This is a genomic window from Vulcanisaeta distributa JCM 11216, from assembly GCF_001315985.1.
Classification (GTDB): Archaea; Thermoproteota; Thermoprotei; order Thermoproteales; family Thermocladiaceae; genus Vulcanisaeta; species Vulcanisaeta distributa_E.
The window spans coordinates 1-4,920 of record NZ_BBBI01000038.1; the positions used below are offsets into that span (position 1 = coordinate 1).

Sequence of the window (4,920 nt, forward strand, 5' to 3'; positions counted from 1 at the left end):
CCGGCTTACTGACCAACCCAACGAGTGCCGTTAGCACGGCTTCAAGCGAGGCTACGTGGATCCTAACCCAAATGTTTGAAAACCTAGCCAAGTACGTGGGAATGGCAATCGGGAGTCCCACGTAAAACCACCCCCTTAAAAGTCAAGTGATTAAAAACGAGTGGTGGTTTGTCATGGCTTCTAGAGGAATAACCTCTGTAACCACCGCCGTTATAATGGCTCTAGCAATCATTGCCATCATCGGCTTAATCGTGATCAGCACACCACTGGCCAGGTCAATCGTTGATAGGACCAACTGGGCCGGCTTAATGGGTAGTTACGAGCCACCAAAGCCAATAAACTCATCAATTGGTTTTGGCGAGCCGGCTCTAGACGGCTACTGCCTAGCCTACACGGTGGTTGTTAATGGCTACAACATCACCTACTACTCATGCCCATCAACGGCTATGAACAGCACAGCCACTTAACAACCACCTTAAAAATTAATCAGTAAGTCCATTTGATGGAGTCCATTGAGGAGGTTTTCACGGGGGACAATTGGCTTTGTAATAGCCATGGCTATAATGAGCCTAGCCCTAGGACTAGCAGTCTACGGATACTACGCCTACACACAAAACCAGGTACTGGCCAACTACCTATGGCCTGTGGTTGATGTTGTTCCTTACAAAAACGGGTACTACGTGGCTGTGATTAATACTGGTCATGAGCCATTCTTCATCAAAACCATATTCCTAAGCGATGGCTCACGCATAAACGTTGAGTCCAGGGTGCTTCACCACAACGATGCTTGGTTCTACGTAGTCGATAAGCTGCCCAGCGCAGTCATGGTTTGCTCAGCGGTTAAGCCCTCCGTTTGCGTGATCGCCAAGGCCGGTGTTGGTCCTTGATTGTCTGGCCAAGCCCATTGATTGTGAGCGTGGTTGATAACCCAGGCGCCGAGTGGCTCATAACCTGGCCGAACGGAACGGCTAACGGCTACTCAACAACCACATTCAAAATCTACGCGACTGGACCAACAACACTCAACGCCTACGTGACCGGAGTCCCGCCGGGCTATGAGACGTGTAGCATAACGCCGAGCCAAGCAACGGCGAGCCCGGGGGCAGTCAGTGACGTTCCAAGTGACGTGCACAGCACCACAAAACAACTGGGGGGGCTCAGGCAACAACCAACCACCAAGCAACAACACGGGACAACCACCGGGAAATAACACGGGGGGGCAACCGCCAGGCAATGGCAATGGCGGCGGGGGGGGTAATAACTGCTCGTACCAGATATCGATTAGTTATTCGGGTAGTACCAGCGGTGATAGTGGCAGTGGCACGGCGACCATAAGTTGGTCGCTGACCTGCCCCTACAACGGCACTGGCTCCGCCACTTGGAGTGGCTCGGCAGGTGGAAGCCCTAGCACCTACATAATTATTAAAGCCAAGGTATCATCATCCGTAGCATCCGACCAAAACAGCGCATCCATATCGATAAGTTGCCCATCACCACCACCTGGATGGTACGCCTACGTAATTGCGCATGGCGGTGATAGTGGGACCGGGCCAATAACAAGTGGTAGTGGGTCGTTCGAAGTAACTTGGCAATGCGTAGATGGATTTAATGGACCTCCTGGCGTTTGACCTTTGCAATTACGGCTTAAAACCATAAGTTCAAAATTAAAAATTTGACTCGATTTTAACTTTCCAATAGGTTTTAACCGGTATAGCCTGGCTGCCTCCAGACCCAGAAGCCCATGTATACGTCGTTGGGCACGTAAAATCCATAGACCTTAACGCCGGACTCCCTAAGGAGTTCAATGTAGTCCCTGGGCAGTGTTATGTATAGCGCAGCCTGCGGGTTTGGTGCGTAAACCACGTTTAGCGTGCACTCCGGGCCCGGCACAGCGTAGAATATTGGGGCTGACATCGCGTAGTACTGGCTCTCATTCACATTTATGAGGCTGTAGAGCGTCATGAAGCCGTAGTACGTGGTGTTGATCTGCGGTATCGTGAGGTTGAAGTACCCTGGGAATGACCAGTTAATGCCGCCGCCAACCACTGGATAGCTGATTCCAGAGGCTAATGGCTGGAATGGCACGACCTCCTCAAACGCCGTGGAGTTCAGCCTAACGATTTTGGCGTTGAGCATAAGCATCGATATTGGAAAACCAATAACATCGCCGCATATCGCCACGTAGTAATTGCCGAGGATTGTGTCATTATTCCAGTAGCACGGCGTGAAGGCCACAATGCTCATGGGCTTCGGCTCAAGGCCTACGAATGAGGAGACCAGGTACTTAACGGTTATTTCGGCGTAGCCATTGCTACTGTTATAATGGCCAATAATGGGTATGCCACTGCTTAGGTTTAGGAAGGCTTGGCTAAGCACTGGGTTATTCATTAGGTAGTCCCTGGGTATGAGCCATATGTAGACAAGCCACGCAGTACCATTGGGCAGTATCACAAAATCGCCACTGCAATTGCCAGCCAACTGGCTAAGGTAAGATGGACCACTCACCACATACTTAACCACCGTCTGGTTTACGTACTTGACGATTGTTTGGTTTACGTAAACCGTGTGGTTCATTGGCACGTAATTCGTCTGCACCTGAACCAACCCAAGGGACTTATCTATTGTTTGTAGTGGTTTAACATGTGGGCTGGCTATTATTATTGCCAGCATTATTATTGCTGCTAAGCCTATTATCGTCACTGCCTTGGTTATTTTCCCAGTGTACTCCCACCAACTCCAGAACTCAAAGCCCAACCCCCCCATCAATAACGCCTCGCGAATGAGTTAATAAGCATGGCTTCGCACCAGCCCTTAAAAACAAGTCAATAAGCAATTTCGATGAGTTCCAAGCCGGTGAGTGTGGTTGGTAGGTCTAGGCGTGGCGAATTCAACGTACTCTGGCTAATAACGACGCTTGTAGGCATAGTCATGGCATTGGCAATAATGTACCTGGTTTACGGGGGGGGAGTGAATAGGTCGTTAGGCACAGCCAATGCGCCGATGATAACTGCAACAGCGTCGAGTGGAAACCTATTCGTGAATATTAAGGATGCTGGCGTTGGCAACCTAAGGATTGATGGAGTAATCCTCTATGCCAGCCAAAGCCAAGCAAGTTGCTCAGTGGCCACCTACTACCTAGACGGCCAGCAGTTAAGCAGTGGCTTGCCGATAACCCTCAAGCCAGGCCAGACACTCACCATAGCCTACTCAAGCTGCAACCCATCAACGGATGAGGTAACGAGCGTAGCCGTGATAACCAGTAGTGGGACATACACGGCAACAGTCTCATAACAACCTCAAAAAATCAAACCCAAAAATCAAAAACACTGATTCTCGACTCCCAACCCAACCCAAGACGCTAAGGACAGGCAAAACCAACAAAAATCCTCCTGACCAGCCAACCAGGCCTTAATCAACGACAAGAAGACCACCCCCCCTCAATATTCTATTGAAATCCTCACAGCCAATTCCAGCGTCCACACTGAGCGAGAGGATTGCCAAGTTCTTTCAATATTCTATTGAAATCCTCTGTATGGCGCGACATGCCAGAAGAGACGATGAGAGTAATTATTGACTTTCAATATTCTATTGAAATCTTCTACAAAATAACCACGGAATTAATCAAGGTCGTCGTGGACAAACTTTCAATATTCTATTGAAATCTTCGGTACTGGTTCGTTGTAAGGAATTACGATGCGTTTTTCGCTAGATACTTTCAATATTCTATTGAAATCCTCTTAATCAGCGTCTTGTTCTCCGCATTCGTGGTTGGGTTCACCGAGCTTTCAATATTCTATTGAAATCCTCTGAAGACTCTGATGAATGCGGAGGTCATTAACCCAACGATTAATGACCCTTTCAATATTCTATTGAAATCCTCCGACACCACCCCGCAGGCTCGCCCTCCTCCTTTGAGGTCTCGATTAAATACTTTCAATATTCTATTGAAATCCTCCAATGCTCCAAGCTTCTTATTGAATGCATTGAATAGTATGTTGAATCTTTCAATATTCTATTGAAATCCTCGGGATAATCTAACAGGTTCTCTGTGTTACGCGATATGTGGCAACTTTCAATATTCTATTGAAATCCTCTACTAACAATGGCGAGCTTGATTGGGATTGCTACCTATCCGACTTTCAATATTCTATTGAAATCCTCCCAGAAGCCATTACTACGCAATGGCGGTACCCCCCCAAGGAGCTTGGAACTTTCAATATTCTATTGAAATCCTCCGAGTCATGGACTCCAATTGGCATTGTACTACCACTTGCTAAGGGATTATTATCTTTCAATATTCTATTGAAATCCTCTGGCTCGCTACTTTATTTGGCTCTTTTTAAGTTTTTCCTCCTTGTTTCCTTGGCCCTCGTTGGTACATCTTTCTGCTTCTAATGCTTACGTTTCGTTTTTGTTCTCACGATTCTTTGGGGAAATTGAATTCTTGTTCCCACGAAATTTCAACCCCCCCTAAACACCGAGCCTGTTCCTACGGTGCTTAGTGCTTTGTAAAACGTGGGGTGTGCATGAGATCGTACACACTCCTTGATTACGCCATTGGTGTGGTGGCTCGTTGTTTGTGGTTGTGCTTTGTGCATGTTAACGTGCATTAATTGCTTATTGCATTGTCTCGTGCCCTGCACTCCCTTTTAAGGTATTGATTATGCATTGTTGATGGATGTTAGGGAGCTTGTTGCTGACTTGGTCTTCATTGTTAGGTCTCCGGTGGATGGAATTGACAGTGCGGTTGGTGAGAGTGCTAAGTTGAGTGGGGCTTGGCGTAGAATCGCCACTGTTTTGAGGGCATTCAACAACCCGTGGGTTTTGCCTAGGAGTCATAGGCGTGAGCTAATCAGCATAGCCAACTCCTACTTCATTGCTGGTTCAGACCCATCAATAACGTTCCTAGCCCTAATGAGT

Annotated in this window: 7 protein-coding genes, 1 pseudogene and 1 CRISPR repeat array; of the genes and pseudogenes, 6 read left to right on the forward strand and 2 right to left on the reverse strand. The window is 47.7% G+C overall.

Features of this window, described 5'->3' with window-relative positions; all coding sequences use genetic code 11:
• The first annotated feature begins 173 nt into the window (after positions 1 to 173).
• The 4 genes from JCM11216_RS13830 to JCM11216_RS13840 are packed head-to-tail and all read left to right on the forward strand — an operon-like array spanning position 174 to position 1,628.
• Complete coding sequence (locus JCM11216_RS13830; RefSeq protein WP_054854577.1) at positions 174 to 467, forward strand: hypothetical protein; 294 nt, start codon at positions 174 to 176, stop codon at positions 465 to 467.
• 45 nt (positions 468 to 512) lie between these two features.
• Positions 513 to 887, forward strand: coding sequence for a hypothetical protein (locus JCM11216_RS13835; RefSeq protein WP_054854573.1), 375 nt, complete (start codon positions 513 to 515; stop codon positions 885 to 887).
• Complete coding sequence (locus JCM11216_RS20220) at positions 884 to 1,210, forward strand: hypothetical protein (RefSeq protein ID WP_243676443.1); 327 nt, start codon at positions 884 to 886, stop codon at positions 1,208 to 1,210. The genes JCM11216_RS13835 and JCM11216_RS20220 overlap by 4 nt, the downstream gene beginning before the upstream one ends.
• Positions 1,110 to 1,628: a hypothetical protein gene (locus tag JCM11216_RS13840; RefSeq protein ID WP_243676444.1), complete on the forward strand. Its 519-nt coding sequence runs from the start codon at positions 1,110 to 1,112 to the stop codon at positions 1,626 to 1,628. Before JCM11216_RS20220 ends, JCM11216_RS13840 begins: the two co-directional genes overlap by 101 nt.
• Positions 1,629 to 1,701: 73 nt before the next feature.
• Here JCM11216_RS13840 and JCM11216_RS13845 read toward each other — a convergent pair whose 3' ends face one another.
• On the reverse strand, positions 1,702 to 2,763 hold the full coding sequence (locus tag JCM11216_RS13845) for a hypothetical protein (protein WP_054854575.1): 1,062 nt from the start codon (positions 2,761 to 2,763) through the stop codon (positions 1,702 to 1,704).
• Between the two features lie 75 nt (positions 2,764 to 2,838).
• Between JCM11216_RS13845 and JCM11216_RS13850 the strand changes: the two genes are divergently transcribed.
• A complete protein-coding gene (locus JCM11216_RS13850) occupies positions 2,839 to 3,291 on the forward strand; it encodes a hypothetical protein (protein WP_054854576.1) in 453 nt (150 codons plus the stop codon).
• A gap of 143 nt (positions 3,292 to 3,434) precedes the next feature.
• A CRISPR array of direct repeats spans positions 3,435 to 4,313; the repeat unit is 25 nt; unit sequence CTTTCAATATTCTATTGAAATCCTC.
• A gap of 147 nt (positions 4,314 to 4,460) precedes the next feature.
• Here the strand turns inward: JCM11216_RS13850 and JCM11216_RS20225 are convergent.
• Entirely contained in the window at positions 4,461 to 4,643 is a 183-nt protein-coding gene (locus JCM11216_RS20225) for a hypothetical protein (RefSeq protein ID WP_243676445.1), read from the reverse strand.
• A gap of 31 nt (positions 4,644 to 4,674) precedes the next feature.
• Here JCM11216_RS20225 and JCM11216_RS13855 point away from each other — a divergent pair.
• Positions 4,675 to 4,920: pseudogene (locus JCM11216_RS13855) on the forward strand (hypothetical protein); the annotation flags it as partial.

Excerpts from the sequence above, each read along its gene's own strand:
- JCM11216_RS13830 (WP_054854577.1), top strand. The coding sequence starts at position 174 with ATGGCTTCTAGAGGAATAACCTCTGTAACCACCGCCGTTATAATGGCT.
- JCM11216_RS13845 (WP_054854575.1), bottom strand. The coding sequence starts at position 2,763 with ATGGGGGGGTTGGGCTTTGAGTTCTGGAGTTGGTGGGAGTACACTGGG.
- JCM11216_RS13850 (WP_054854576.1), top strand. The coding sequence starts at position 2,839 with ATGAGTTCCAAGCCGGTGAGTGTGGTTGGTAGGTCTAGGCGTGGCGAA.